General features: G+C 70.0%; 25 protein-coding genes and 5 pseudogenes. 11 read left to right on the plus strand and 19 right to left on the minus strand.

Features of this window, described 5'->3' with window-relative positions; all coding sequences use genetic code 11:
* Positions 1–2 precede the first annotated feature (2 nt).
* From ACKTSN_RS01095 to ACKTSN_RS01105, 3 genes and pseudogenes are all read right to left on the minus strand, one after another.
* Positions 3–1,037, minus strand: coding sequence for a hypothetical protein (locus ACKTSN_RS01095; RefSeq protein ID WP_409467334.1), 1,035 nt, complete (start codon positions 1,035–1,037; stop codon positions 3–5).
* An 858-nt stretch (positions 1,038–1,895) separates the two neighbouring features.
* Positions 1,896–2,151: pseudogene (locus ACKTSN_RS01100) on the minus strand (aldo/keto reductase); the annotation flags it as partial.
* Positions 2,152–2,251: 100 nt separating this feature from the next.
* Positions 2,252–2,677, minus strand: a complete 426-nt coding sequence (locus tag ACKTSN_RS01105; protein ID WP_409467335.1) for a VOC family protein — start codon at positions 2,675–2,677, stop codon at positions 2,252–2,254.
* Between the two features lie 227 nt (positions 2,678–2,904).
* On the opposite strand from ACKTSN_RS01105, the pseudogene ACKTSN_RS01110 reads away from it, so the two are divergent.
* The 3 genes and pseudogenes from ACKTSN_RS01110 to ACKTSN_RS01120 all read left to right on the plus strand — a co-directional run.
* Positions 2,905–3,897 (plus strand): annotated as a pseudogene (locus ACKTSN_RS01110) (helix-turn-helix transcriptional regulator); the annotation flags it as partial.
* 645 nt (positions 3,898–4,542) lie between these two features.
* Positions 4,543–5,115, plus strand: coding sequence for a hypothetical protein (locus ACKTSN_RS01115; RefSeq protein WP_409467336.1), 573 nt, complete (start codon positions 4,543–4,545; stop codon positions 5,113–5,115).
* 174 nt (positions 5,116–5,289) lie between these two features.
* Positions 5,290–5,943: an IS200/IS605 family accessory protein TnpB-related protein gene (locus ACKTSN_RS01120; protein WP_409467337.1), complete on the plus strand. Its 654-nt coding sequence runs from the start codon at positions 5,290–5,292 to the stop codon at positions 5,941–5,943.
* Between the two features lie 232 nt (positions 5,944–6,175).
* Here the strand turns inward: ACKTSN_RS01120 and ACKTSN_RS01125 are convergent.
* Positions 6,176–6,268 (minus strand): annotated as a pseudogene (locus ACKTSN_RS01125) (cation transporter); the annotation flags it as partial.
* A gap of 337 nt (positions 6,269–6,605) precedes the next feature.
* On the opposite strand from ACKTSN_RS01125, the gene ACKTSN_RS01130 reads away from it, so the two are divergent.
* From ACKTSN_RS01130 to ACKTSN_RS01150, 5 genes are all read left to right on the plus strand, one after another.
* Entirely contained in the window at positions 6,606–7,097 is a 492-nt protein-coding gene (locus ACKTSN_RS01130) for a sortase (protein ID WP_409467338.1), read from the plus strand.
* Between the two features lie 226 nt (positions 7,098–7,323).
* Positions 7,324–7,998: a class F sortase gene (locus ACKTSN_RS01135; protein WP_409467339.1), complete on the plus strand. Its 675-nt coding sequence runs from the start codon at positions 7,324–7,326 to the stop codon at positions 7,996–7,998.
* Positions 7,999–8,183: 185 nt separating this feature from the next.
* On the plus strand, positions 8,184–8,741 hold the full coding sequence (locus ACKTSN_RS01140) for a helix-turn-helix domain-containing protein (RefSeq protein WP_409467340.1): 558 nt from the start codon (positions 8,184–8,186) through the stop codon (positions 8,739–8,741).
* A gap of 139 nt (positions 8,742–8,880) precedes the next feature.
* Positions 8,881–9,624 carry a transposase gene (locus ACKTSN_RS01145; RefSeq protein WP_409467341.1) on the plus strand — a complete coding sequence of 248 codons (744 nt, stop codon included), beginning with the start codon at positions 8,881–8,883 and terminating at the stop codon, positions 9,622–9,624.
* Positions 9,591–11,237 carry a hydroxysqualene dehydroxylase gene (locus ACKTSN_RS01150; protein WP_409467342.1) on the plus strand — a complete coding sequence of 549 codons (1,647 nt, stop codon included), beginning with the start codon at positions 9,591–9,593 and terminating at the stop codon, positions 11,235–11,237. The genes ACKTSN_RS01145 and ACKTSN_RS01150 overlap by 34 nt, the downstream gene beginning before the upstream one ends.
* Before the next feature lie 325 nt (positions 11,238–11,562).
* On the opposite strand, the gene ACKTSN_RS01155 is transcribed toward ACKTSN_RS01150, so the two are convergent.
* The 11 genes and pseudogenes from ACKTSN_RS01155 to ACKTSN_RS01205 form a co-directional block, all read right to left on the minus strand.
* Positions 11,563–11,709 (minus strand): hypothetical protein, encoded by a 147-nt coding sequence (locus ACKTSN_RS01155; RefSeq protein ID WP_409475114.1) that lies wholly within the window; start codon positions 11,707–11,709, stop codon positions 11,563–11,565.
* A gap of 42 nt (positions 11,710–11,751) precedes the next feature.
* Positions 11,752–11,981 (minus strand): annotated as a pseudogene (locus ACKTSN_RS01160) (AraC family transcriptional regulator N-terminal domain-containing protein); the annotation flags it as partial.
* 13 nt (positions 11,982–11,994) lie between these two features.
* A complete protein-coding gene (locus tag ACKTSN_RS01165) occupies positions 11,995–12,852 on the minus strand; it encodes a quinone oxidoreductase family protein (RefSeq protein WP_409467343.1) in 858 nt (285 codons plus the stop codon).
* Positions 12,853–13,467: 615 nt separating this feature from the next.
* Positions 13,468–14,253, minus strand: coding sequence for a helix-turn-helix transcriptional regulator (locus ACKTSN_RS01170; RefSeq protein WP_409467344.1), 786 nt, complete (start codon positions 14,251–14,253; stop codon positions 13,468–13,470).
* A 260-nt stretch (positions 14,254–14,513) separates the two neighbouring features.
* Entirely contained in the window at positions 14,514–15,038 is a 525-nt protein-coding gene (locus ACKTSN_RS01175) for an NADPH-dependent F420 reductase (protein WP_409467345.1), read from the minus strand.
* On the minus strand, positions 15,032–15,229 hold the full coding sequence (locus ACKTSN_RS01180; RefSeq protein WP_409467346.1) for an NAD(P)-binding domain-containing protein: 198 nt from the start codon (positions 15,227–15,229) through the stop codon (positions 15,032–15,034). The genes ACKTSN_RS01175 and ACKTSN_RS01180 overlap by 7 nt, the downstream gene beginning before the upstream one ends.
* Before the next feature lie 136 nt (positions 15,230–15,365).
* A complete protein-coding gene (locus tag ACKTSN_RS01185; protein ID WP_409467347.1) occupies positions 15,366–15,626 on the minus strand; it encodes an ester cyclase in 261 nt (86 codons plus the stop codon).
* Between the two features lie 18 nt (positions 15,627–15,644).
* On the minus strand, positions 15,645–15,836 hold the full coding sequence (locus ACKTSN_RS01190) for a hypothetical protein (RefSeq protein ID WP_409467348.1): 192 nt from the start codon (positions 15,834–15,836) through the stop codon (positions 15,645–15,647).
* Positions 15,837–16,173: 337 nt separating this feature from the next.
* Positions 16,174–17,898, minus strand: a complete 1,725-nt coding sequence (locus tag ACKTSN_RS01195) for a transposase (protein ID WP_409467349.1) — start codon at positions 17,896–17,898, stop codon at positions 16,174–16,176.
* On the minus strand, positions 17,895–18,176 hold the full coding sequence (locus ACKTSN_RS01200; RefSeq protein ID WP_409467350.1) for a hypothetical protein: 282 nt from the start codon (positions 18,174–18,176) through the stop codon (positions 17,895–17,897). Before ACKTSN_RS01200 ends, ACKTSN_RS01195 begins: the two co-directional genes overlap by 4 nt.
* On the minus strand, positions 18,155–18,379 hold the full coding sequence (locus ACKTSN_RS01205) for a hypothetical protein (protein ID WP_409467351.1): 225 nt from the start codon (positions 18,377–18,379) through the stop codon (positions 18,155–18,157). The genes ACKTSN_RS01200 and ACKTSN_RS01205 overlap by 22 nt, the downstream gene beginning before the upstream one ends.
* Before the next feature lie 641 nt (positions 18,380–19,020).
* Here ACKTSN_RS01205 and ACKTSN_RS01210 point away from each other — a divergent pair.
* Positions 19,021–19,626, plus strand: coding sequence for a TetR/AcrR family transcriptional regulator (locus tag ACKTSN_RS01210; RefSeq protein WP_409467352.1), 606 nt, complete (start codon positions 19,021–19,023; stop codon positions 19,624–19,626).
* Complete coding sequence (locus tag ACKTSN_RS01215) at positions 19,623–20,666, plus strand: DMT family transporter (protein ID WP_409467353.1); 1,044 nt, start codon at positions 19,623–19,625, stop codon at positions 20,664–20,666. Before ACKTSN_RS01210 ends, ACKTSN_RS01215 begins: the two co-directional genes overlap by 4 nt.
* On the opposite strand, the pseudogene ACKTSN_RS01220 reads toward ACKTSN_RS01215, so the two are convergent.
* From ACKTSN_RS01220 to ACKTSN_RS01230, 3 genes and pseudogenes are all read right to left on the minus strand, one after another.
* Positions 20,663–20,980 (minus strand): annotated as a pseudogene (locus ACKTSN_RS01220) (DUF5753 domain-containing protein); the annotation flags it as partial. The gene ACKTSN_RS01215 and the pseudogene ACKTSN_RS01220 sit on opposite strands and share 4 nt — an antisense overlap.
* Complete coding sequence (locus tag ACKTSN_RS01225; protein WP_409467354.1) at positions 20,959–21,138, minus strand: hypothetical protein; 180 nt, start codon at positions 21,136–21,138, stop codon at positions 20,959–20,961. The gene ACKTSN_RS01225 and the pseudogene ACKTSN_RS01220, both read right to left, overlap by 22 nt.
* An 829-nt stretch (positions 21,139–21,967) precedes the next feature.
* Positions 21,968–22,603, minus strand: coding sequence for an NAD(P)-dependent oxidoreductase (locus tag ACKTSN_RS01230; RefSeq protein WP_409467355.1), 636 nt, complete (start codon positions 22,601–22,603; stop codon positions 21,968–21,970).
* Positions 22,604–23,096: 493 nt separating this feature from the next.
* Here ACKTSN_RS01230 and ACKTSN_RS01235 point away from each other — a divergent pair, with 493 nt between their 5' ends.
* Positions 23,097–23,840, plus strand: a complete 744-nt coding sequence (locus ACKTSN_RS01235; protein WP_409467356.1) for an SDR family oxidoreductase — start codon at positions 23,097–23,099, stop codon at positions 23,838–23,840.
* Between the two features lie 19 nt (positions 23,841–23,859).
* Here the strand turns inward: ACKTSN_RS01235 and ACKTSN_RS01240 are convergent, their stop codons facing one another.
* Positions 23,860–24,693 (minus strand): hypothetical protein, encoded by an 834-nt coding sequence (locus ACKTSN_RS01240; RefSeq protein WP_409467357.1) that lies wholly within the window; start codon positions 24,691–24,693, stop codon positions 23,860–23,862.
* Positions 24,694–24,783: the final 90 nt, after the last annotated feature.

Consider the following 24,783-nt stretch of genomic DNA (forward strand, 5'->3'; position numbering starts at 1 on the left):
CTTTACAGATCCAGTACCGCCAGCGCCCGCGACCGCGCCATGTCGGGCCGCTGCTGGTCATCGGCCAAGTGCGCGCGCCGTACCGCCGCCTCCCGCAAGGTCACCATCGTCTGGGTCCAATCCTGCTCGAGCATCCTGGCGTGCTCCCAGGTCAGGTCCGGACTGGCGTAGAGCAGGCCGACGAGCGTGGACATGATGGCCTTGGTCCCGTTCCACAACTCATCCGAGACAGCCGTCGTCGCCTGCCCCATGACGTCCTGCCACAGGCGGTACAGCGGGAGGCGGGCCAGATCCACGGCTGTCGGCGGTACGCCCTCGATGCTGTAGAGCACATAGTCCGACGCCCGGTACGGCCTGAGCCCTCCGCCTACCCGCTGCGCGAGTTCGCCGTGCTCGACGTGCAGATCCGCCGGATCGACCGCACCGGTGTCATCGACCAGGGCATAGTGTCCGGGCGTCACCGGTGCGAAGCTGTCACGCCGAGCCAGCACCGGCTGGTCACCGCCCACCAGCGCGGTGACGCCGTTGACGACGACCTTGGCCAGCGCGGTGAACGGCGCGATCCCGGCCGCGAGGTCGAGAGCTCCCGCGGCGCTCTGCACCACGTCGAGGAAGGCCTGGGCCAACTGCTCCTTCTCCACGCGGTACAACACGACCGAGACCGCGACCCCTTCGGGTGGCACCGGATGCGGTCCCGCCACCCTGGTGTCGGCCACCACGGTCCCCACCGGTGTCGCTCCGCCCAGCTGCTCGATCAGGCCGGGTCCGACCATGGCGGGCGCCACGGTGCTCGTCCCATCGTGGGAGAACTCGGTCGCCGCGAAGACGACCGGGACGTAGCGGGTGAACCATTCACGTTCGTAGCCGAGGTGGAGCCGGTTGATCCGCACGGCGAAGTAGTCCCGGCGAGGATCGAGTAGCCCCCCGGACAGCGGGCGGTCGACGCGCTGAGGATCGATCGCCACCCACAGCGGCGGCCGCGCCGGCGTGCGCAGCAATCCCCGCATCCGGGCGGTGAGGCTCTCGCCGGCACTCATGACACCCTGCTTTCCCGACCGGGCCGGACGAGCCGTTCGCAGGGCCGGCTCACCCAGATTGCCGCCTGGCCGCCTGCCTTCCGGAGTCCGTCAGCATCCGGTGCCGTCCAGGCCCCCATTCGTCCGACCGGGAACGCGCGGAAGGCGGGCGTCACGTCCAGGCCGTCCTCACGCCGGCACAACGACGTGCCAACGGCCTCTGCTCCTACCCCCGGTGCAGAAGGAAAACCGCGCCACCGTTCACGAAGCCGACTCAGCAACGTCATGAGAAGCCCCCCACCCCCCGACGGGATCGCGGAGCAGTGGAAGACTCACGCACAGCACCGCCGTCGGCACCGAAGGTTACCGAAGTCCCCCCTGCTGCAAAAGCCTTCCGGTGACCGTGGGGCACGCGCTTGGACGTGACCGGCGTCAGCCGAGGATCTGGGCACACGATCACCCCCGCATCGGCTTGTGTTGGGGTCGGTGCAGGGCGGTCCGACGTCCGGAGTGGCATTGCCGAGGCGGAGGTGTCCCGTGAGACGTCTGCCACTGGGGCACCGGCGCACGAGGACTGTCTCTCAACTCGGCTGCTGCAATGCCCTACCTACCGCCCGCACACGAAGAGCCTGCAATTCCCCGAGCTTCTGGTGGAGAAAGTACGGGGCGATGCGATGGCGGGCCTCGTCAGCCGCCGCCCGGGCGGCCTCATGCCCGCAAGGACGGCGGCGCAACACCGTGGTGTACACCGCCTCGGTTTCCTCACTCAACAGCAGCCGACGGTAGGCGCTGGTCCGGTGCTCGTCCGGATCCGCTCGGCCACCTCGCGTGCGGTGAAGGCCTCGAGAGCGGTATCACCGCTCGAGTTCCGACTGTACACAGCGGCGCCCTTGCCGCTGCGCACCAGGCCGGCCAGGGGGGAGAGCGTCTCCTTGATGTCGGTTCGCGGGCCGGGGTGGTGGATCTGGTAGAGGTCGATGTGGTCGGTCTGCAGGCGCCGCAACGAGTCCTCGACCTCGGTGACGATCCAGCGCCGTGAGCTGCCGCCGCGGTTGGGGTCCTCCCCCATCGAGCCGTTCACCTTGGTGGCCGGCACGCCGTCGTCGCGCCGGCCCTTCAGGGCCTGGCCGACGAGGCCTGCTGCCGGCCACCGGGGTGGCGGGCAGCAGGCCGTTGTCGAACGCCGTCATCGCAGCGGCGGCCGGACAGCGGATGCCCGCCCCGGGCATCGGCGGTCAGGACGCGTTGTATTCGCTGACGACGTCCACGACCCAGGTGACGCCGAACTGGTCCTTCAGCATTCCGTAGAGGGGCGCCCACTGCGCAGGCCCCAGCGGCTGCAGGACGGTCGCGCCGTCGGAGAGTTTCTCCCAGTACGCGGTGACCTCCTCAGTCGTTTCGCCGCGGAGCGAAACGAAGAACGCGTTCTCGCCCTGGTTCCACGGCATGTGCGAGGGCACGTCGTAGGCCATCACGCAAAAACCGCTGCCGGCGGCCACCTGGCCCCACAGCACCTGGTCCGCCTCGGACACATCCTGGACGTTTCCGGCGTCCTTGTACGTGACCATGGCCATGTCCCCGCCGGACACGGACTGGTAGAACGTGAGTGCCGCGCGGGCGTCACCCCGGAAGTTCAGGTGGGTCACGACGTTGACGGACATGATCGGCTCCCTGTCTCTCGATTCGTCTTGTCTGGGCGGCCCTACGCATCCGCGCCGACGGCGCTCAAAGCGCGACCGCAGGGTCGGTTTGCGGTGACGGCGCGAGCTTGGACTCCCGCCGCCGATGACGAGCACCAGGCTCGGCTTGCCTGGCCTTGCCCCCCTGTGACCACAGTCGCAGGAGAAGCGGCCAGGTTGTGGCCGCTTCTTGGGGCACTATGGCGATCATGCAGAAGACCTCAGCGCGACTGCTGTCGTTGCTCTCGCTGCTCCAGGTGCGCCGGGACTGGCCCGGGGCGCTACTTGCCGAGCGGCTGGACATCAGCCCACGCACTGTGCGCCGCGATGTCGACCGCCTGCGCGAACTCGGCTACCCCATCGTGGCGACCAAGGGCCCCGACGGCGGATATCGGCTCGACGCCGGCACGGAGCTGCCCCCGTTGCTGTTCGACGACGAGCAGGCCGTCGCCCTCGCCGTCGCCCTCCAGATCGCCACCACCACCGGCGCCGGCATCGAGGAAGCCGCGGCACGCGCGCTGAATACCGTCCGGCAGGTGATGCCCGCCCGGCTACGCCGCCGCATCGACACCCTCCAGGTCACTGCCGTCGAGCGGCCCGCGATCCGGCCGAACCCGCAGGCCGACAGCAGCGTGCTCATGGCTGTCAGCGCCGCTGTCCACGCCCGCGAAGTGCTGCGCTTCGACTACACCCCCGGATCCCCACCAGGAGCCGGTCAGAACGGCACCGAAACTCCGCCGCGCCGGGTGCAGCCCCACCATCTCGTCACCTGGGGCAGGCGCTGGTACCTCGTCGCCTGGGACCTCGACCGCGACGACTGGCGCACCTTCCGCGCCGACCGGATCACCCCGCGCACTCCAACGGGGCCCCGCTTCACCCCGCGCGAACCACCCGGAGGTGACGTGGCCGCCTTCGTCGCCGGCAGGTTCCAGGGCTCCGACGGCTCCGGCGGCTGGCCCTGCCGCGGCGAGGTGATCCTCGACCTGCCCGCCGCCATCGTGTCCCAGTACACCCGCGACGGAGTCGTCGAGGAACTCGGCCCGGACCGCTGCCGGCTCGTCCTCGGTTCCTGGTCATGGCCCGGCCTGGCCGCCACCATCGGCGTGTTCGACGCAGACATCCAGGTCGTCGGCCCGGCCGAGCTCAAGGACGCCTTCGCGCACCTGGCCCGCCGCTACGCCAACACCGCAGCCGACGCACCCGCCACGCAGCCCCCCGATTCGATGACCCAAGCGCACGTCGACGCCTCGGTCGGCCCCAGCCCGTCCAGCTCCCGCAGTCATCAGCGAACCCGTACGCCGAGCCGCTGTCGCACCCGGCTCGGCGTACGGGTTCCTGCATTGCTCCTTCCAGGCAGCTGCGAACTCGCACGCTTCCGACCGGGCGGCGCAGAAAATCCGCCGCCTGGAGCGGGGCCATGAGTACGCCACGGCCCAGCTAGGCCGTGTTTTAGAACGGGGCTTGTTGCTGCGCCTGTCTTCGGTGAGGTGCCAGTCATCCGGGCGCATGTCTCGTGATTCCTCTTGCTATCGGCGCGCGTCCGTGGCTTTCCGCCAGGACGAGGCGCCAGGGCCCTCTCTGGCGCGCCGGAAGTCAGTTGTTCCTCGGGGCCATCTTTGACGAGGGCGGCGATCGGGTCGGCCCAGGACCAGCCGAGCAGGGGTTGTGAACCGTTGTCGCATGACAGCGCACGAGCATGTTCTGGGGCGTATGAGTGAGTGTCCGGGCTGCGGCAGGTGTGCCCCCCGAAGGGGGAACGGGAACGGGAGTTCTCACATCGAGTTGGTGACCTTTTCGGATGGTGGTCGCTGGGTGCGGTGACGGGTTCTTCGGCGCCGGTTGAGGGGGTGAGCGGGCTGGGAGGTGGCGGCGTCGTTCGTCGTGCCCGGCCCCTCGGGGTGGCGGTCCGCGACCGGCTCAAGCACCTGACCACCATGGACGAGAAGGTGCTGCGCCTGGTCGGCGACCATCTGGGCGCGCTGGCCTCCCGTGGCCTGAAGGCCCGTTGCGCGGCCAGGCTGGACCACGACACCGACGCCTGGGCCGAGCGCAAGCGGATCCTCAGGACGCAGTCGTCGTCCCGCTGGACCGGGAGCCTCACGAAGGCCACCCACGACCAGTGGGCGCTGGCCCGCCGGGCTCAGCTCGCGCACATCCAGAACCTTGAAGCCGGGGTACGGCCGATCGCGCACCGGCTGTCCCTGCCCTTGGGCGAGAAGGGCACCAAGCACTCTCCGGGCGGCTACCCCAGCAGGCAGGAGCGGTTCGCCAAATCCAGCCGCCTGCACGTCCTCCAAGACCGGCTGGGCGCGGCGCGGGCCGACTGGCAGGCCGGGTTCGTGCGCGTGGTGCGGGGCGGGAAACAGCTGCTGAACACCCGCCACCGCCTGCAGGCCGCCCGGCTCACCGAAGCCGAGTGACGGCAGCGGTGGCAGGCCGGGCGCCGATTCCTCGCCGCGGACGGCGAATCCGGCAAGCGGTACGGCAACGAGACCCTCCGCGTCACCCCCGACGGCGAGGTCTCGATCAAACTCCCGGCGCCGCTGGCGCACCTGGCGAACGCGCCACACGGCCGGTACGTCCTCGCCGCGCGGGTGGCGTTCGCGCACCGGGGCGAGCAGTGGCGCGACCGCGTGGCCGCGAACCGGGCCGTCGCCTACCGCATCCACGAAGACGTGACCCGGGGCCGCTGGTACCTCACCGCCTCATGGACCGTTCCCCCGGTGACCACCGTGCCTCTGGCCACCGCCCGCGCGAGGGGCCTGGTCGGCGTCGACACCAACGCCGACCATCTGGCCGCCTGGCGTCTCGACGAGCACGGCAACCCCGTCGGTGCCCCGCGCACCTTCGCCTACGACCTGTCCGGCACCGCCCCACACCGTGACGCCCAGGTCCGCCACGCCCTCATCCGGCTGCTGCACTGGGCCAAGCGGTACGGTCTGGCCCTCGCGGTCGAGGACCTCGACTTCGCGGCGGACAAGACCCGGGAGAAGCACGGCAGACGCAAGCGGTTCCGCAAGCTCATCTCCGGCATGCCCGTGGCGAAGCTGCGCTCCCGGCTGGCGTCGATGGCCGCCGAACTCGGCATCCCCCTCGTCGCCGTCGACCCCGCCTACACCTCCAAGTGGGGCGCCCAGCACTGGCAACGCCTCCTCGCCAGCAAGACCAGCGTCACCACGCCGCAGGCGTGGCAATCGGACGACGCGCCGGGCACCCGATCCGGCTGGGGGTACCTCCCAGGCCCTTAAGGCACTGGGGGAGGACGGCACCGCCCCGCGACGACCAGAGCGATCGTCGCGGGTATCGGGCCGCCCAGGCCGGACCAGGTACCCCAGGGCGTGAGGAAAGCCGCCCCCGCATCCCCGGACCACGGACACGATCCGTGCGCGCCCGATGCGATGGGAAAGCGGCCGATCAGTGTGCCCAACACCGTTCGGGGCACGCGGCTGAGCACGGGTTCTGGCAACAGGACCCACCCCCGCTCAGTCCGTAGGAACGGTTCGCCGGCAGGCCGATCAGCAACACCGCGGAGAGATAGGTGCAGAGGAGGATCTGTTTGGAGTCGGCGACAGCGTGAACTATCGGGTCGGTGGTCGGCGGCGTTGGGTTCCGATGCGGGTGACGCCAGTGGCAGCTTCGAGTTGCTGCCGCAGGCGCTGGTCTCCAGGGCGCAGACCTGACGAGGCACCCGTAGCCCGTTCGCTCCCCTCCGGCGCTTCCTCCGCCGTGATGATCTCCGCGCCGGTGACCTGCGTAATCGATCAAATGGGAACGCCGCTGCACCTGACCGGGCGACACATCCGCCGATCCGTCATGTTGCGGGACTGACGGACTGTCGGTTGCCTCGTGAGGGGAGCACAGCAGAGACGCCGCGCAGACAGGCCGGACACTGCTCCGTCGGAGGATTCGCATGCGTTACACACACATGGGTGCAGGTATCGGCCTGGTTCTCGGTGCCCTCGGCCTGCAGATCCCGGCCGCTGTCGCCGCTGACGACTCAGAAGTCCACATCAATCCGTGGAATGCCTCCCCGGGTTCCACGGTCACGGTCAGTACAACGGCCTGCGACCCTGACGTGGACTACGGCAAGGGCTGGTCGGAGGTGGGAGGGCCGTTCCACCTCTTCGAAGGCGACTATGACGGGGTACTCACCGGCCAGTTCCAGATCCCGGAAGGAACCAGGCCGGGCAGCGACACAGTCACCCTTAAGTGCCCACCACTGACCAAGATCACGGATACGTACCAGGTCACCGGCCGCCCTCCCAGCGGCTCAGTCAGCGCCGGCTTCGGACCGGCCGAAGACACAGGCATGGAGCTCGCCCTGGGCGGTGCGCTGCTCGCCGGAGCCGCCGCCGGGGGTGTGGTCTGGATGTGCCGCCGCCCGAACGGCAATCGAACCTGACCGCCCGACTCCGCCGACTTCGACCAGCTGCGTGCACTCCGGCCTGAACCGGGCCCCCGACACTGCATCGATCCGGGGGCCGCAAGGCCCACCCACCGCGAGGCCCACACCACTCCCTACAATCCACCCGCCGTGAAGCAAAGGCTCAACCGCGATGGAACCCGGGCACCACGCCAGCGCTTCCCGAGACCCGTTCATCCCCGCAGTGCGCCTTCTGGCTTGCGCAATGATGGCGGGTGCGGTCCTGCTGATCAACGGGGTGCACGACGAGGAGCCACCGCAGCCATCGGCGGCCCAGGCCTTCTCCACCTCTGCAGACCCCACGCCCCCCGCCACTGCCTCGGCTACCCGCACCGCCTCGGTCACCGGTACTGCTTCAGCTGCCCCTGCTGCTTCAGCATCCCGTACGGCTTCACCCACCCGCCCCGCCGTCCAGCCGCTGCCCCCCGCGGATCCGATCCGGCTCCGGATCGCCGCCATTGGCGTGAACGCCCCCATGACACGACTGGGCCTCGACGCGGCAGGGGCGCTGCGGACCCCACCACCTGGCAAACCCGGCCTCGCCGGCTGGTACGGCGATGGCACGGCTCCCGGCTCGGCAGGGACCGCCATCGCCACCGGGCATGTGGACACGCCCACCGGCGGCCCCGGTGTCTTCCACAACCTCGGCGCCCTGACCAAGGGCGCCACCATCGAGATCAGCCGGGCGGACCGGCGGACGGCGGTGTTCGCCGTCCGCGCCGTCGAGCTCTACGACAGAAAGAAATTCCCCAGCAAGAAGGTCTACGGCAGTTCCAGCCAGCCCGAACTCCGGTTGATCACCTGCGGCGGCGGCTACACCAAGCGCACCGGCTACCTGAGCAACGTCGTGGTCTACGCGACGCTGACCGCGGTGACGTAGCCAGCCGAACAGGCGCCGCCGCAAGCCCCGGTCAGAAGTCCCGGAAGCGACCAGTCAGCGGCTAGTGATCGATTCCGCTTTCGGTGGGTATAGCTGTTGGTAGCGGGGTGAATGCGGGTGCTCGGGGGCGGGTGCTGGGGAATGGTCCTGCGGGCACGGCCGGGCCGTGACGAGGGCGAGCAGCGATGATCCACCGCCTGGCGTCGACCAGAAAGGCGCCGAAGGTGGTGGTGGAGCGGTGCCGGATGGTGGAGTTGAGCTGGAAGGGGTGGCTTATCCTGCAGATCGCCAACGAGCTGAGGCGCAGTCAGAAGACAGTCCGCCGCTGGCTGCACCGCTTCAACCGCTCCGGACTGGAGGGCCTGAAGGATCTGGGCGGGCAGGGCCGCAAGCGCAGGATCACCGAGGCCGAACGTTCCCGGATCATTGCCCTGGTCAAGCAGACCCCACCCGGCCGGCTCGAGGTCCAGCCGTCGCATGAGATGTGGGCGCCGGATGAGACCGGGCCGGCGGAGTGGCCCCTGGACGGCCTGGCCGCCGCCGCTCAGGAGCTGGGCATCCAGGTGGGCCGTTCCCAGGTGCGCAGGATCTTGCTGGCCGAGGGCGTCCGCTGGCGCCGTACCCGGTCCTGGGCCCGGTCGAAGGAGCCCGGCTTCGAGGGAAAAGGACGCGGCTTATCGAGCTCTGCACCAGCCCGCCCGACGACGCGACCGTGGTCTGCGCCGACGAGCTCGGACCGGTGATCCCACGCACCTTCCCGCCGGCACCGGGCTGGTCGCCGGACGGACACCGCATCAAAAAAGCGAGATCGACTACTCCCCCGGTCCGGAGAAGACCTGGGTCTACGGAGCCCTGCGACCCCGGGACGGGCAGGAGATCACCATGGCCGCCCCATCCCGCAACAGCGCTTATCACCAGCAGTTCCTCCAGCTGGTCGAGGACGCCAACCCGCACGGGGACATCTACGTCATCACCGACAACCTCTCCTCCCACAACAGCGTGTCCACCCCCGCCTGGCTGGAGGAGCACCCCCGAATCCGTCACGCGTTCATCCCGGTCGGCGCGTGCCGGCTCAACCTGCAGGAAGGCTGGTGGCGACTGTTTCGCAAGACCGCTCTCGCCGGGCGCTCCTTCGGCGATCGCGACCACATCACCCACACCACCCGCGTCGCCACCGACCAGCTCAACGCCCGCGCCCGACCCTGGATCCGGGGCAGACCCGCACCACCCACCAGGCGCTTACACCGCCACCCGCAAACTCCACGCCACGCAGGGGAGGGCCCCTGCCGCATGGCGGACGCGGCACGGTGCGAGCGGCACGTGAAGAGGACTTTCGTGCGTGCGAAGCCCGTGCAGGTCAAGTGCGGCACCAGGCCCGCTGTTTCACCGATGTGCGGAAGATGCGAACATGACGAGCCCAACGTTCCGATCTTGTGGGTGCCCCTCCAGCGTCCCGGCGACGACGCCGCCGAGGGGAGGATGCGATGCCGGGACGCAGGCAGGTGCTGGGCTGGGGTGGATCGCTGGCGGCAGCCGGCGCGTTCGGACTCCGGCCCGCGAAGGCGACCGCGGCGCAGCGGGCCCGAACGAGAGTGGCTGTACTCGGCGGCGGTATCGGCGGCCTGACCGCCGCCCACGAGCTCACCGAGCGCGGCTTCGACGTCACCGTCTACGACCGGCGAGCGGAATGGGGCGGTAAGGCACGCAGCCTGCCGGTGACCGGCACAGCAACCGGTGGCCGCCGCGACCTGCCCGGTGAACACGGCCATCGAGGCTTCTTCGGCTTCTACACCAACCTTCCGGACGCCATGCGGCGCATCCCCTTCGGTGACCGGACACACGGCGTCTGGGACAACCTCGTCACCGTCCCCTACTTCGCGTTCATCAGAGAGAGCGGCAAGGACGATCTCCACCTTCCCACCATCCCGCCCGACACACGCACCCTCGACCCGGCCACCCTCCCCCTCGCCATCGAGGGGCTGTTGCGCACCATGCCCCAACTCCTGCCCCATGAATGCGCGTTGTTCGCCCGGAAACTCGCCATCCTCATGACGAGCTGCGACGAGCGCCAGTTCGGGCAGTGGGAGCACACCGGCTGGCTCGACTTCATCGAATACGAGGGCAAGTCGGACTTCTACCAGGTGATGTGGGGCGGCTCGGCGAAGGTCATCGAGGCTCTGCGGCCCGAGACCGCCAGCACCCGGACCTGCGGGCAGGGCATCGCGAAAATCCTCTACTCCATGCTCGGCATGGGGCCCGACGGCCCGTTCGACCGGATCCTCGACGGTCCCACCACGGAACGCTTCATCGACCCGTGGGTGCGGCACCTTGCATCCCTGGGCGCCCGCTTCGTCACCGGGCATCTCGTCGAAGCCCTCGAACTCGGCTCCGACGGCCGCATCGCGGCCGCTCACGCCCGCACCGCGGCCGGTCCCGCTCGGATCGACGCCGACTGGTATGTGGCCGCCCTCCCCGTGGACCGCGTACGGCAGTTGTGGTCTCCCGAGATCCGGGCGGCCGATCCTCAACTCGCCAAGATGGACGGACTGCGCACCACGTGGTGCCAGGGCATCATGTACTACCTGAAGGAGACCTTCCGCGGCCCCGTCTCCCACCTCGCCCTCATGGATTCCCCGTGGGCACTGGCCCCGGTCGGGCAGTCCCGCTTCTGGTCCGCTCCCTTCACCGAGACCTGGGGCGACGGTGTGGCCGCCGAATCCCTCTCCGTCGTCATCTCCGACTGGGACACACCCGGCCCCCTCTACGGCAAACCGGCCAAGGAATGCACCCCGAAGGAGATCTCAGAGGAAGTCTGGGCGCAGATGAAGGCAGGCCTCGAGGACAACGGCGATGTCATCCTCCCCGACGGCATCGTCCGTTCCTGGTTCCTCGACCCGGCCGTCACCCAGACCGCCGGCGGCAGGCTCGAGAACGACGACACGTACTTCCTCAACGACGTCTCCTCCTGGCACCTGCGATCCGAAGCCGTCACCGCCATCCCCAACCTCTTCCTCGCCGGCTACCACGTGCGCGCCCACAGCAACCTCGACTTCACATCCATGGAGACCGCCAACGAGACCGGCCGCCGAGCCGCCAACGCCGTGCTGGAGGCCGCCGGTACCGACGGAGCCGACGAGGTCCGTCTCTTCGGCGGCGTCGAACCACCGGGATTCGCCGAGCTCAAGGCCGCCGACCACATCCGCTACCGGCTGGGCCTGCCGCACGTCCTCGATATCTGAGAGGCCGTACTTCTCCTGGTGTTCCATTCCATGGACGGCATTTCATCCCGCGATGCGGGTCGCACCACGAGATCGTGGCTTCCCGGGTGGGGCGGCCGGTCATCGGGTCGGTCACGGCGAGGCGGATCACGGCTTCGGAGCGGCTGGACACAGTTTCGCAGTCGCGGACCAGGCATCGGCACATCAGCCATCCGAGGGCGCCCCCAACGCCCCCCGTATAGAGGAGGGGTGAATCACCGCTGTGCGGGCGGGCGTTGGACGATCTCCAAGTCGATGCCGAGCCAGGCCGTGGGCTCGACGAGATGGTCGCGGCAGCCGCGTCCACTCATGCCTTGCGCAGGGCGGGAGGAGCGGCTGCGACGTGGTCGATCCGGTCAGTGCCGGCGACGGGGTACTGGACGCCGACCGCGGTGACCAGCACCGCCGGCAGCAAGCCGAGGGTGTCGATCACGATGCTCCGCCTGCGGCTCACGGACGTCTTGATGCTTTGGGAGTCGATCACGCACGCGTATAGCTCAGCGTAGTGCTCGCGGATCCAGCGAACGGCCCGGGAGACGTGGCTGAGGCTGCTGTCGGCCAGGCCGAGCTGCCGTACCGTCGCACCCTGCTCGCCGGTGATCAGGCGCCCCAGGAGCTCGCGTTTGACCAGCGGCGCCAGTACGGCCCGGTCGCGGGACTCGTCGAGCAGGCGCAGCAGCCGGACACGGCGTCGAGCAGCGCGGCCGGAGCGTCGCTGACGACGATCACAGCTTCGCTGTCAGGGTGTGCCGATGATGCTGTCCCGGTGCTGTGCGGGCCGCGTGTGCCTCGCTGTCAAAGCTCGATCACGACGGAGCCGCCGGTGAAACCAAGCGAGACCAGGGTGCCGCGGCGTCCCACGGCGCGCAGCAGGTCGCCCAGGCAGGGGGCCGCCTACGGGATCCATCGCCAGGTCGGCGCCCTGTCCGCCGGTGAGGTCGGCGACGGCCGTTTGCAGGTCCTGCGAGGACAGGTCGATGACCGCCTCGGCGCCTTCCTCGGCCGCGCGATGTGCCTTGTGCGGGGTGGAGACCGCAGCGATGGGGCGGGCACCGACCGCCTTGACAGTCTGCACCAGCGCCCTGCCCAGGCTTCCGGTGGCGCCGGAGATCAGAACGGTCGGGCCGCTGTGCAGACGGCCGGTCTTGGCCAGGGCGAAGTAGGCGGTGAGGTGATTGACGGTGAGGGCGGCACCTTCGGCCCAGTCGAGGGTGGCGGGCAGTTCCAGGAGACGATGGTCGGGGACGGAGACCCACTGCTGGTAGAGCCCATCAGTGGTGACGCCGATGCCGCCGTGGCCGTAGACGGCAACTCGGGTGCCGGCGAGAGGGTGTCGCTCTCCTCGACGGTTCCGGATCCTTCGTTGCCCAGCACCATGGGTCCCGGTGCCTCGGTCGCATGCCGGGCAGGGTGGGTCGGGCAACGCTGACCGAGGAAGGGCGACGCCGGGCCCCAGGTGTGCCTGGGGCCCGGCCCGGATGACGGACTGGCCGGTGTGCTCAGTCGCCGATGAGGGGCAAGCCGGCGAGGGCTTGCTGGACGTGGAGGACGTCGCGGGGAAGAACTCGGCGACCGTGGTCGCCACGACACCGACCACGCCCTCCAGGTCACGGGCGAACCGGTTGACCTCGGCGCCGGTGCGGCCATTGGAAACCTTGCCGAGGCCGAGGGCTCCCCAACGTCGACGGTGTCAACGTCGGGGTGGGAGTCGATCCATACGCCGGCGAGGTCGTCGGCGTAGCGGGCGGCGAGCGAGGTGAACGGGGCGACGCTGACGGTGCAGGTGCCGCCGAAGGTGGCGGTGCGGGCCGGCTCCTGCTTCTGGATGATCTTCAGGGCGTCACCGAGCTGCTGGGTGAGCACGGTCTTGGACTCGACACCGTCCCGCACCTCACCACCGGGATCTCCCAGGGGTACGGGGACGGTGGCGATCGGCCCGTCGTGCTGCGGCAGCACGGCCTGCAGGACGGTGGTGCCGACGGTGTAGGCCCGGCGGGCCATGTCGAGCGGGAACTCGGGGGCGAGGTGGCCGACCATGTCGGCGCCGGCCCCCTGCCACTCGGGCCAGAGCAGCCGGAGGTGGGCTCCGGGTGCGGTGGTGTCAGGGGTGGTGCCGGGCATCGGTGGGAAGGTTCCTTTCCGGGTTTGTGGGGGCTGTCCAGCTGGCGAGCAGACGCAGGGTCTCGGCGGAGGCGGTGCCGGGCTCGGCCGATTAGAGGCAGACCTCCTGGTCCGGGTCGGCGGGCAGGGCGAGGGTCTCGTGGTGCAGGGTGAGGTCGCCGACGACGGGGTGCTGGAACCGCTGGTCGCCGTGGGCGCACTGCTGGACGCGGTGGCTGTCCCACCACGCGCTGAACTGCGGTACCTTGACGCAGAACTCGCCGATCAGCTCGTTCAACTGCCGGTCGTCGGGGTGGCGTCCGGCGGCCAGGCGCAGGTTGGCGACGAAGACCTGGGCGACGTCCTCCCAGTCGCGGTACAGCTCTCGGGCGGCCGGGTCGAGCAGGACGAAGCGGGCCAGGTTGCGCTCGCGGTACGGCAGCGCGTCGAAGTCTGTGATCAGGGCCTGGGCGAGGTGGTTCGTGGCCAGGACGTCGCGGCGGTGGTTGACGACCAGGACCGGGGAGACGTCGCCGAGCACGTCGAGCATCTGGTGGACGGCGGGTCGCACGCGCGGTGCGCGCGCAGCAGCATGGGCGCGGCTTTGACGGGAGCCGCCGGTGGTGCGGGTGAGGTCGCGCAGATGACCGCGCTCGACGTCGTCGAGGCGCAGGGCACTGGCGACGGCGTCGAGCACGGCCTCGGACACGTGCGGGTGGCGGCCCTGTTCCAGGCGGGTGTAGTAGTCGGTGCTGACGCCGGCGAGCTGGGCGACCTCCTCGCGGCGCAGCCCGGGTACGCGGCGTGTGCCGGCGCCCGGGGTCAGCCCGGCGTCCTCAGGCTGGAGCCGGGAGCGGCGGGAACGCAGGAAGTTTCCCAGTTCGGCGTTGTGGTCCATGCCTTCAGCGTGACGCACCAGGAGCGGGTGCGCGGGCCCGAAGGTGGCCCGGTCAGTCCTAGGTTCGACTGGACCCGACGGAAGCGAGGCACGGACGGTGCGGCGGCAGGCTGTAGCGGTGCGCGGACCGACCGTGCACGCCGCGGTGTCCGCCTTCTGGTCCTTGGCCGGCCCGAAGCCGCTGGCCTGACCGCCTCGTCCCTGGCCGGCGCGGCGTACCCGTCGCCGGGACGCTTCCGCGCCGGCCACGGGCGGTGGGCTCACATGTCTCGGTACCGCTTCGCCGCCGCCAGCGCGGCACGCATCGTCTCCGCCGTGACGGGTCGGCCCGGCCCCGGGTCTGCTCCCTGCCCGTTCGTCGCGGCCAGGCTGTGCCCCTCGCTGAAGTACGGCTCGCTGTAGGCCGCCGTGTCGCGCTGGAAGCGCCAGCCTTCGGCGAGCGGGCCGGCGTCGAGCGCGTCGTAGCCGATCGAGTCGAGGAAGGCGGTGACGGTCTGCTTGGCCTGCGCGTCGTCGCCGGCGATCGCCAGCACCGACCGCTCGGGGTCGCCGCTGGGCCGGGCAAGCCTGCCGAGGTGCACGGAGAAGATGTTGTTCATCGTCTTGACGATGCGCGATGCGGGCAGGTGGGCCTGGAGCAGCTCGCTGGTCGTCGTGGTCTCGGTGTCCAGCTCCGGGATGTGACCGTCCCGCTCGGGATAGTAGTTGTTCGTGTCGATGACGACCTTGCCGCGCAGCGGTTCGACCGGCACCGAGCGGTAGGCGTGCAGCGGGATCGTCACCACGACGATGTCCCCGGCCTGTGCGCCTCGGCCGAGGCCGCGGCGCGGGCCTTCGAGCCCAGCTCGGCGACCAGGCCGGAGAGGGTCTCGGGGCCTCGGCGGTTGCTCAGGACGGCGTCGTGTCCGGCGGCGACGGCGAGCCGCGCGACAGTGCTGCCGATCAGCCCACTGCCGATCAGTCCGATCGTGCTCATCTTCTCGGTGTTTCCTTACGTTCCTTCATCACGCAGGCGGCCGACGGGAGACACGCCCGGGGTACGGGGGCCCGGCCCCCTGGGGTCCCCGAGGGAAAACCACCATGGGGCCGATGCGGAGAATCGGGGCAGGGCCTCAGCTGAGCTGCACCTTGTAGCCGATCTGCTCGGCGAGGCTCAGCTCCTGGCACATGAACCACAGGTCGGTGATCTTGCCCGCGTCGTCGAAGTGCAGCACGCCGATCTCGTCCCACTTCACGCGCTTGCCCGTGGCCGGGGCACCGGCGAACGTGCCGGAGTGCAGCGCCGTCATGTGGAACTGGAGCACGACCGTGTCGCCGTAGCCCACGATGTCGCGGGCCTCCGAGGTCTGGTCGGTCAGCGCCCCGGACAGCACCTTCCAGCCCGCCTCGAGTCACTCGACGAAGTTGCCCCCCTGCGGGATCGCATCCCCGGTGACCGCGTACAGGTCCGCGAAACCGGCCCGGCGGATCGGAGCGTCGGGGGTGACCAGCGAACGGATGAGGTCGAAGTTGCCGTTCGGCATCGCGTCTTCGAGCAGCAGTTTGGCGGTGTCGATGTTGCGCTGGACCGTGGTGTCGTTCATGTCGTTCCTCACTGACTTCGGGTGACGGCAGCAGAAACCCAGGGCCGACATGGACGCCAGGGCGTCCAGCAGGCATTTCCTGGGGAAGTGCACCGACCACGGCCCGAGGGGCTTCCAGGCGGCACATCTCCAGTCTTGACTTGAGCAACGGCACTTCGCCCCTCAAACCTGGCCCAGCCAGTCCCAGGCTCAGCCGGTCCAGGCTGCCCGGCTGGAGGCACAGCGTCTCTGCTCAGTTAAGCGATCCCATGCAAGGCGTAGTGCCTGGCGTGGGTTCTGCCCACCGTGGAGGGGAAGCATGAGCGTGCAGGTGGAATCCCGCGCCCAGTGCTGCCCCTCACGGCCTGTGCGGCTGGTGGGTGTGCTTGACCGACGTGTTCACGCCCTGGTGCCGGTGGGCTGCGCGGGGCAGCCGCCTCTGGTCCGTGTGAGCGTGTCCCTCCGGACGCTGACCTGCCCGTCCTTGCGGATGGCTGGGGGAGGGTGCCCTGCGTCGCCTGGGCGCGGGGCGTGTTGTACGAGGCCGGGTGGGGCCGGTCTTCGACCGGTCCTTCCGGCTGGTTTTGGTGGTCAGGGTGACCACGGCGCGGGTTTCGAGTTCATCGACGACCTTGCGGATCACCATCGTGCCGCTGGCGCGGTCGACAACCGTCTCGGTCTGGTGGGTGAGGCCGCGGGCTGCGATACGCCGCCACGCGCCGGCGTCGCGGTCGCCCTGATACCGGCAGTCGAGGTTCGGGCAGATCGCCCACTTCCAACCCGCGACGGTGGAACGGTCGGGGGCCTTGCGGTGCCGGAGTGGGGTGAGACATTGCGGGCAGTGCTTGGAGGTGTTGCGGGCAGGTACCGTCACCACGGCGATAGCTTGATCGACGGTCCAACGGGCCGCGGACCACGCCAACGCATCGTTGAGATTCGACCTGCGGGCCGAGACGTGAGCGATCTCGTCTCGCAGCACCTGGTGTTTCACGGTCAGGGCGTGATCCTCGGCGCCGCCGATGAGCCGCTCGTACTGGTCAGCCTTCGCATGCAGCCGCTCATCGTGCCGGCGGAGCCGGTGCTGCCTGGCGAGCACACCAGCAGCACGGAACATGCCCCCGGAACCGAGAGCAGTGATCGTGCCGTCACTGCCCCGCCGGATCGCGCCGGCCGAGAGAAGCGTATTGAGGCCCCAGTCGACACCCAGGGCCACGGCGTGCCCCGTACGGGACGCCTTGGGTACGGTGTGGGTGAACGCGATGTCGGCGTACACCTTTCCGTTGTGCAGACGCAGGGTCGGCAGGTGCAGCACCGCACGGGCCGGGATGGTCGGGGGCAGGCTGATCGGGCAGGACACCCACGTCCAGTCCCGGTACGAGGCCGGATCAGGCCTGGTGGGCAGCTGCAACCTGAGCAGCGCCCGACCTGGCTCATCAGCCCGTTCGATGGTGGCCTGTTGCCCGTCACACGAGGCGAGCAGCAGCATCCTCGCTATGCGCGGCTCGGCCTCCGCTTCGAACAGATCGACAGGAAGGCGGCCATGCTTCCGCTGGAACGCGGCGACCTGCCGGGTGCGGGACTTGATGACGCTGGACGGCAGATGCTCACCGCCGGGAACGGCGTCGCGTACGGCGCCCCACTCCTCGGGGGTGCGCTTCACCGGATCAGTTGGCCATGTCTTGATGACCCCGCCCGTCAGGTCGGCCCGCCACTTGACCGACCGCAGGGTGCGTCCGGCCTGTTCCTGGGCCATGCGCACGATCCGGTCGTTGACCTTCACACCCTCGGGCGGGCCGACGATCCAGCCGAGCCGACGGCAGGCCATCCACGCGTTCGACGGTAGCTTCCTGCCGCCTGCATCCTCGCCGGAGGCGAGTACGTCCACGTCGGTGGCGTTCCAGTGCTCGCCGAGCAGCACGCCGACCATGCCCAACACCAGATCAGCCGCCCAGCCGACGCGCTCGGCGAGCACGGTGGTGGGCAGGAGTTCGCCGGTCGTGTCATCCATCCCGGTGCGCATAACAGCGCGGGCGCAGGCGGTGCGGGAAGTCTCGCCCTCGGCGAGCGGTATCTTGCGGCTCACGTGGCACGGTCCTGCGCACCAGTACACTGCCCGGACTCGGCGAGCAGCCGCTTGCGGGCCTCCGCCGAACGCATCCCGTACAGGCGGCCGGCGAAGGTGGTGACCAGGAACACGAAGTCTTCGAGGAGTTCGTCCCGGCCGCCGGACTTCTTCGGATGCAGCACCTCAAGGGTGACGCCGTACACGGCGAACAGCCGCTTGAGCCAGCCGACTCCGAACCTGGCCAGCCGATCCTCATGCGTCACCCGCACCACCGTCACGCTGCCGTCAGAGACCATTTGCAGCAGCCGATTGAGTCCATGGACGGCAGCAGGCCGCAGGCGCGGGCGCGTCCGGTGAAGGCCCAGGAGCCGAACTGCACCCCGTGGTCGGAGCAGATGATGGTGCCGCCCGGCTGCAGATGGCGGTTGTTGATGACCATGCTCAGTGCGTTGGTAGCCAAAGCGGCGGTGGGTGAGGCGTCGATGGACCAGCCGACCACCCGTCGGGATCGCGACTCAGCAGATCAATGCGCTCGCGGGCGGAAAACTGCGGTTCCAAAGACCGGTAGGCCAGACCGTCGAGCTGGAGCGGCGGACCGAGGCGGTGGCCGTAGTCCAGCCGGAGTACACCAATGGCGGCGTGGCGCAGGTCGACGCCGCCTACCGCTTTCGTGAACTGCATGACCAGTTCGGCAGCCCGGAGGGGATGGCATGCCAGGGCATGGCCCTCGGGACGTGCGAGCATCTTGGGGAGAGCGGCGTCATGTTCACCCCGGCGCCGCCTTCGACATCGAGCACACCGTGCGCATCGGCTGCGCCGACGACACCCCGACCCGGCGCACCGGGCTGCACCTCGTCGGCCAGTTCCTCGGCCGACTCGCCCAGGCATCACTGCGTCGCCACGCCCACAGACAGGGCGGTTGCCAGGAACTGTCCCCGGGGCATGCTCTGCCGGATCCCGCCCGAAGGGCGAGCCACCGCCCGCCGGGCTCAGCTCCTCTGTCCGCCTCAGCCGCCCACGGTCACCCCATGGGTGGCTGAGGCGGTCCAGCTGAGGGGCAGGCGCCGGACTCGCGCCGCCTTGCTTCCATGACTGCTATCCCGCATTCTAGGTAGACCTACCTACCTAATTTGGATTGTGATGAGCGAGACCGACATGAGTGCGACCGGGAGCGGGCGGCGGCGTCCGGCGCGGGAGCGGTTGCTGGAGGCGGCGGCCCGCCGTTTCTACGCCGATGGTGTGGCGGCGACCGGCATCGACACGATCACCGCCGAGGCCGGCGTGGCGAAGATGAGCCTGTACAACAACTTCTCATCCAAGGCCGACCTGGTGAGGGCCTACCTGAACGCGCGGCACGAGGAGTGGCTCGGCTTGTACCGGGCTCGGCTGGAGCAGGCCCAGGGGCCATGCGAGGGTGTTCTGGCGGTCTTCGACGCCTACGCCGATCACGCGGCGTTCGCCTACGAGCACGGCTTTCGTGGCTGTGGGCTGCTCAACGCCGCCGCCGAGCTTCCGGCCGATGACGAGGGCCGGGCCGTGGTGCGCGCCCACAAGGAGGAGGTCGAGCGGCTGATCGCCGGGCACCTGGGAGAGCTGCTGCCCGACCGCCCCGAGGAAGCGCACGCGATGGCTGAGCACCTGGCCTTCCTCCTGGAGGGCGCGATGGCCCGCGCCGGCCTGGAAGGCGACGGCGACCGCCTCCAGCACGCCCGCTCCATGGCTGCGGCCCTGCTGGACCGGCTGTGAAGGGCATCGAGCGCTGCCGGTCCGCGGGCATGGGGGCCCTGTGCGTGCTCGCCGCCTCCGTGCTGTGGGGTACGACGGGCACGGCCGCCACCTTCGCCCCAGATGCGGGCCCGCTCGCCATAGGCGCCGTCGCCATGGGCCTCGGCGGACTCCTCCAAGCCCTCGCCGCCACCCGGCAGATCGCCCGCCACGCGCCCCGGCTGCGCACCCAGCGCGGCACGGTGCTGCTCGGCGCCGCCTCGGTGGCGATCTATCCCCTGGCGTTCTACAGCTCCATGCACCTGGCCGGAGTCGCCGTGGGCACCGTGGTGTCGATCGGCACCGCCCCGCTCGGCTCGGCCCTGATCGAACGCGTCGTGGACGGCCGCCAGCTCACGCGCCGCTGGATACTCGCGGCCTCCCTCGGCCTGCTCGGTACCGCCCTGCTGTGCGTCACCGAAGCCTCCCATGCCACTGACGGCACCAACGGCACCGGGCAGGCGTCCGTGGTCGCCACGCTGCTCGGCATCGGCCTCGGCCTGGTCGCCGCCGCGACGTACGCCCTCTACTCCTGGGCAGCACGCCGGCTCATCACCCGCGAGATCCCCTCCCGCGCGGCGATGGGCGCCGTCTTCGGACTCGGCGGACTGCTCCTCCTGCCCGTCCTCCTCGCCACAGGAGCCCCGCTCGTCAATTCCTGGTCCAACGCTGCCGTCGGCACCTATATGGCGCTGGTGCCGATGTTCGCCGGCTACGTCCTGTTCGGCTGGGGGCTCGCGCACGTGCCGGCCAGTACCGCCACCACGCTGTCTCTGCTCGAACCGGCCGTCGCGGCCGTCCTCGCCGTCCTGGTCGTCGGCGAACGCCTCCCCGCCACCGGCTGGACCGGCATCGCACTCGTTGTCGCCTGCCTCGCCGTCCTCACCACCCCAACACCCGCCACCCGCGACGGACAGCAGCGGCCCCGGAACCCGGCCACCGAAGGCAATACCAGCGATACGCAGCAGGGCGCTCTGGAGCCACTCCTGCGAGGCGTCGACTGCATCACCAGCGACGATTAGGAAAGCTGGAGGAGTCCGCGTAGCAGGTCGCGGCTCTCGTCCGGGCTTGGGCTGTCCTGCTGCAGTTCCTTCAGGACTTTCTCGTACTGAGCAACGTCGTCGGGATTGTCGACATAGAGGGCACTGGTGAGCTGTTCCAGGTAGACGACGTCCCACAGGTCGGACTCCGGGAAGCTGAGCGTGGTAAACGTACCGGAATCGCCGGAGTGGCCGCCGAAGCTGAACGGCAGGATCTGCAACCGTACGTTGGGGCGATGGGAGATCTCGATCAGGTGCTGGAACCGGCCGTGCATCACCCCACGGTCGCCATAGGGAGGCCCACGAACTGCTCATACCGTGCCCCCTGGAAGCCGTCCCGGGCCAGCACCTCCAGGATCCGCTGGTCGTTCATCCGGCGGTCGATGCCTTCCTGCAGCCGCCTGGTGTCGTCTCTATGACGGCCTTTCATCTGCCGCAGGTAGTCTTCGGACACGGGTGGCCCAGATCATGTGCCCCGAGCCGGCCGGAAGGTTGTAGGTCCCGGGCGTGCGCGGCCGCGGACTGCCCGCCCGCGTCGTCGCCCTGCATCCCCTCTCCCCTTCGGTCGTCGTCCAGCCCGCCCTCACAAGCGCGGGCCGTGCCCGCGTCGTCGGGTATGTCCCGGCCGTGCCGGGCCGCCAGACCCCTGGTACACGGCCGGGAAGCTGGTGTCCGCAGCCGCGATGAGCGGGCCAGGAGGGGCTCATCGGCGAGCGTTTTGGCGCCGCCCCGGACGAGAACCTCGACCAGGTCGTCCGGGTGAAGCCGCGGCAGCGCGGAACCCAGCTGGCGGCGCAGCCGCGACCAGGTGGTCGTGGACTGCTCGGGGCGGCCTTCTTCGGCGCGCCCCGCACGGCGGCCGCCACTTCGCTGACCTTGGCGTCGGACAGCCGGTCCGGCTCGCGGCGCGTCGCGCGGCGCGGGCGATCCATGCGTCGGCCTCCTGCCGTTCGACATGTGTCACCTCGTCACCGGCCTGCTCCAGCAGAGCGCTCAGCTTGCGTGCTTCGCGGGTGAGGCCCTGCCCGTGCAGACGGCGCAGATGGCAGATGACGGAGCGAGGAACGGACCCTGTGGTGGGCCGACCGTGCTGAGGCCACACGCGCGGCGGGGGGATACATGGTGCGGGTCTTGTTGATCCAGGCGTCGACCTTTCCCGCATAGGCGTGGCAGAACAGCCGCTCTGGCGAGCACGGCGCATCTGACCGCAGCCACAGCGAGACGTCCACGGCCAGGACCAACCGGCCGTCGCAAAACCGCCTACGACGCGAACCCCCGTCGGCTCAGTACGTGGCGGAGATCCGGGTGCGCAGATGTGCGCTGCTCTCGAGTTCGTCCACGAAAGCGGCCGCGTAGTCCTCGGCGCTGATGCGGCTGTGGCCCTCGGCGTCACTCAGCAGCTGGTCGCCGCCGATGCGGAAGTTGCCGGTCCGTTCGCCCGGGGCGATCTCGGCAGGCGGGGACACGTAGGTCCAGTCGAGATCGTCGACCGTGCGGTAGAAGGCGAGGACGTCGCGGTGCGCGAGGGCTTCGCCGCGGAGGTCGGCGGGGAAGTCGGGCTGGTCCACCAGCGCCTCGCCGGGCGCCACCTCCAGACTGCCCGCACCGCCGACCACGACGAGCCGGGAGACATTGGCTGTGCGGGCGGCGTCGACCACGGCGCGGTTCAGGGCGAGGAAGGGCTCCCTCGGGTCGCTGCCGTCGCGCGGCGGTACCAGGGCGGAGGCGACCGCGTCGTGCCCCGCGGCAAGGGCGGCGACCCGGGGTGTATCCGCCGCGTCCGCGGCGGTCGAGGCCACGCCCGGGACGGGAGCCTCTCCGGAGCGGCTGACGCACGTCACCTGGTGGCCTCGGGCGGCGGCCTCGGCGGCGATACGGCTGCCGACCATGCCCGTGGCGCCCAGCAACACGATCTTCATGTGCGGCTCCTGTTGTACGCGCCGAGGTCCCGGCGGAAGCCCAGCTTCTCGTAGAAGGCCTTGGCCCGGTCCGTGTCGGAGACGGGCACCACGATGACTTCGAGCTTCAGGTCCATGGGGTTGTGTCCTTGCGCTGAGCGGTGGGGCTGTCCGTACCGTGTCCGTTCACCGCTCAAACCGACGCGGGACATTCGGCGGATGGGTCCGGCGGCGGCCCTGGTCCATTCGGGCACCCTTCGCCACGGCGTCGAGCCAGTCGCCTGACCCGGACCGTCACCGACCTACCACGACGGCGGCACGGACACGGGCAGGAGGCAGGAACATCCGCGTCAGGAAGCGACCCCTTTATCTGTGGCAAGGGGGAAGCAGTGCCCATCGTCGTACAGCTGCCCACCAAGGCGATGACTGTCCGGGGCGCGGCGGGCATTCCTCGATTGTCTGTTTAGTTCAAGATGTACCCGGAGGCGGAGTGCGAGAGAAGGGCGGGATCACTATGCGAATCGCCGTTGCCGGCGCGACCGGGAACATCGGAGCCCTTACCGTAGCCGCCCTGGAGCGGGCAGCACACGACGTCGTTCGCATCAGCCGCTCGCTCGGTGTGGACCTGACCACCGGCGACGGCCTCGACGCCGCCCTGACGGGCGTCGAGGCCGTCGTCGACGCCACCAGCTACACGGGGGCGGACCGGGACGCGGCAGTGGCGTACTTCGGCACCGCCACGCAGAACCTGCTCGCTGCCGAGAAGCGGGCAGGGGTCCGTCACCATGTGCTGCTCTCGATCGTTGGGGTCGATCGTGTTGTAGGCAACGCGCACTACGCCGGCAAGCGGGAGCAGGAGCGCCTCGTGACCGAGGGCCCGGTGCCGTGGACAATCGTTCCGGCCACCCAGTTCCACGACTTCGCCGCGACGGTGACGGGCTGGACCGAGCAGGACGGCGTCGCCACGATCCCACCGCTGCTCGTACAGCCGATCGCGCCCGAGGACGTGGCCGATGTTCTCGCCGAGATCGCCACGGGCGCGCCGCAGGGGCGTTACCGCGATGTCGCCGGCCCGGATCTGCAGGACCTGGTGGACATGGCCCGGCGTACCAACGACGCGCGCGGCCACGCGGTCAAGCTCGTGCCGACGTGGTCGTCGGTGCTCGGCCCGGAGATGGCCGGTGACGTATTGCTGCCCGGCGAGGGCGCCCGCATTGCGCCGACCACCTTCGACGAATGGCTCGCGAGGCAGCGATAGGGCCGCTGGGGAGGTCCCGCTACCGCCCCGGGTGGGCCGGACTGACCTCATGGGCGGGCAGCCGGCCAGGCGCCGCAGGTCGCTCAGGAGATCCCGCCCGCGGCGGTGGGCGCCCGGGCCGGATCGGACCCGGCGCAGCAGCGGCGGCGTGGCGGGAGGGGAGGTGCGGCTGCGGTAGATCTTCGGTCCGCGCACGGGGGCAGCCGCGTCCCGGTGCTCCCAGCCGGCCTTCCGCTTCTGTTCCTCCAGGAACGTGCCCGCAGCCAGGATGACTGTCCTCCTCCTTGCTGCGGTCGGCACCCGCCGACACCTCGGCCTGCGCCAGCATCGCCCGCACCTGGACCGTCCCGTGGACCTGCGCGGCCTGCTGCAGTTGGTCGAACAGGTTCCGGCGCGCCTTGGCCTGCTGTTCCAGCCAGGCACGAGCCTCCTCGATGGCACCGGACAGCGCTTCGGCGCCCGGGCACGGGGAGACGGCTGCCAGCTCGCAACACAGAGAAGTGACGGCCAGCACCGAACCAGACTGCAGCGCCGCCACCCACAGCTGGAACGCCCGGGGCGTCAGCCAGTGCGCGTTACTCGTCCTCGCGTGCGCGCTCCGCGCTTCGGCCACGTGGACCTGGCCCCCAAAGCGGCCCCGCACCGCCCGTGTCACCACCGGACTGCGGGCCATCACGCCCACGGACACCGCCCAGCCGTACAGACGGGTCCACGCCGCCAGGCCGCAGTGCCACCGGCCCCCGCCCACCCGCGCCGGATTGCGCGGCGAGCGCGTCCGCCAGTGGTCGGCGGATGGCATGGGGAGGCACAAGCGTTGCCGGTTGTCGTCGATATTGCCGAGCCGCTTGATCACCAAGTGCTACCCAAAGCCGTCGATAAACGTTGGCCGGTCCCGTCTGCCAAACCACGTGACGCCGTGCTGTGGCGCGGCTGCCAACCGGTT

Source organism: Streptomyces flavusporus, from assembly GCF_046267975.1.
GTDB lineage: Bacteria > Actinomycetota > Actinomycetes > Streptomycetales > Streptomycetaceae > Streptomyces > Streptomyces flavusporus.